The organism is Mycolicibacterium vulneris, from assembly GCF_002104765.1.
GTDB lineage: Bacteria > Actinomycetota > Actinomycetes > Mycobacteriales > Mycobacteriaceae > Mycobacterium > Mycobacterium vulneris.
On record NZ_NCXM01000089.1, the window covers coordinates 1 to 1,161 of the forward strand.

A 1,161-nucleotide genomic window follows, 5' to 3' on the forward strand; every position below is an offset into this window, starting at 1 on the left:
CCCGTGGACCTACGGTGGCCCACCCCAGCAACGTCCCTCCGGCAACCGCACCTGGTGGATCCTCGGCACGGTCGTCGTCATCGGCATACTGGCCCTCGCGGGTGGCATCGCGGCCTTTGCCGCACACCAGCTTTCCGGCGTGAAGTCGATCATCGCCACACCGCCGAATATCTCCAAAACGTCTAGCCCGCCAAGCATTTCGACGAATCCCGGCCCGTCGACCTCCCGCAGGAACTCACCTTCGCCGTCGACGTCACCCGCCGCACCGCCGGGCACCGAGCTCAGCGTCGCCGGCATCAACGAGAACCGGACCATCGCCTGCAATGACAACATCGTCAGCGTCAGTGGGGTTTCCAACACGGTGACGATCACCGGGCATTGCACCAGCCTGTCGGTGTCCGGCGTACAGAATTCGGTCACCGTCGAGGCCGTCGACAGCATCGAGGCCTCCGGCTTCGACAACAAGGTCACCTACCACTCCGGCGCGCCGAAGATCAGCAACTCCGGCGGCTCAAACGTGGTGCAGCAGGGCTGAGCCGAAAACGGCTGCTAGGCAGGCTCTTCGGCGTCGTCGTCCAGGACGCTGACCGCGATGCCATAGGGCAGGAAGCGCACCCTGCGTTTGGGATCGACGTTCTCCTTATTCGCCCGCAGTGCGTCGAGTTCAGTCGCATAGACCTGTTCGACGCGCGCGCCGCCGTTGGCGTCCACCGTGTAGATGGCCCACACGCCATCACCGGCTTCGCCGGCGGTCTCCGGAGCACTGCGCGGGCGTCGCGACAGGTCTTCGAAAACGGCGGACCATCCCGTCCGGCCACCGGGAGCGGCCACGAACTTGCTGACCCGCTCGAACACGTCGCGCAGCCCTTCGCTGCCCTCCCGGATCATTCGATCGAACTCGTCGGGGTCGAATCCGAATCCACTGTGCTCGCCCACGCGACCTCCTAGGCGCTCGTGCCGTAACTGCCAGTGTGCGCTCAGTCGGCAGCGTTTGCCACGTGCTTACTGGCCGGGCGGCGGCGGCGGGTTGATCGGAATCGGCACCGTGACGAACGGGAAGTGCAGGTACATCGTCATCGGTGGCTGCCGGGGCACCTGCGGTGCGGCCGGCGGGGGCGCAGGCGCCGGTGCGGCCGGCGGGGGCGCGGGCGCCGCCACCGC

At 67.3% G+C, this 1,161-nt stretch carries 2 protein-coding genes; one reads left to right on the forward strand and one right to left on the reverse strand.

Features of this window, described 5'->3' with window-relative positions:
* On the forward strand, nucleotides 1-535 hold a 535-nt coding region (locus B8W69_RS29460), incomplete at its 5' end, for a DUF3060 domain-containing protein (protein ID WP_110882107.1).
* A 14-nt stretch (nucleotides 536-549) separates the two neighbouring features.
* Here the strand turns inward: B8W69_RS29460 and B8W69_RS29465 are convergent.
* On the reverse strand, nucleotides 550-936 hold the full coding sequence (locus B8W69_RS29465; RefSeq protein WP_085293148.1) for an Rv0313 family protein: 387 nt from the start codon (nucleotides 934-936) through the stop codon (nucleotides 550-552).
* Nucleotides 937-1,161: the final 225 nt, after the last annotated feature.